Below are 755 nucleotides of genomic sequence, written 5' to 3'. Positions count from 1 at the left end.
GTACCACCTCCTCACCATTTGAGCAATGGGGGGACGCAGTAGGATACGGTAAGCGCGGTATTGGATATCCGCGTCCAAGCAGTTAGGCTGGGAAATAGGCAAATCCGTTTCCCATAAGGCTGAGCTGTGATGGCGAGCGAAATATAGTAGCGAAGTTCCTGATTCCACACTGCCAAGAAAAGCCTCTAGCGAGGTGAGAGGTGCCCGTACCGCAAACCGACACAGGTAGGCGAGGAGAGAATCCTAAGGTGATCGAGAGAACTCTCGTTAAGGAACTCGGCAAAATGACCCCGTAACTTCGGGAGAAGGGGTGCTCTGTTAGGGTGCAAGCCCGAGAGAGCCGCAGTGAATAGGCCCAGGCGACTGTTTAGCAAAAACACAGGTCTCTGCGAAGCCGTAAGGCGAAGTATAGGGGCTGACGCCTGCCCGGTGCTGGAAGGTTAAGAGGAGCGCTTAGCGTAAGCGAAGGTGCGAATTGAAGCCCCAGTAAACGGCGGCCGTAACTATAACGGTCCTAAGGTAGCGAAATTCCTTGTCGGGTAAGTTCCGACCCGCACGAAAGGCGCAACGATCTGGGCACTGTCTCAACGAGAGACTCGGTGAAATTATAGTACCTGTGAAGATGCAGGTTACCCGCGACAGGACGGAAAGACCCCGTGGAGCTTTACTGCAGCCTGATATTGAATGTTGGTACAGCTTGTACAGGATAGGTAGGAGCCTTGGAAACCGGAGCGCTAGCTTCGGTGGAGGCATCG

At 54.0% G+C, this 755-nt stretch carries 1 rRNA gene (running past one end of the window); it reads left to right on the top strand.

Annotated features, from left to right (window positions below):
- Positions 1-755 (top strand): 23S ribosomal RNA (locus tag ACFV7R_RS46995); its annotated part reaches 1360 nt to the left of the window's first position; the annotation flags it as partial.

This window comes from Streptomyces sp. NPDC059866 (genome assembly GCF_042731325.1).
In the GTDB taxonomy this organism is placed as follows: Bacteria; Actinomycetota; Actinomycetes; order Streptomycetales; family Streptomycetaceae; genus Streptomyces; species Streptomyces flavusporus.
The sequence above is the reverse complement of the archived record's forward strand: the minus strand, read 5'-3'. Positions and strand labels throughout refer to the sequence as shown.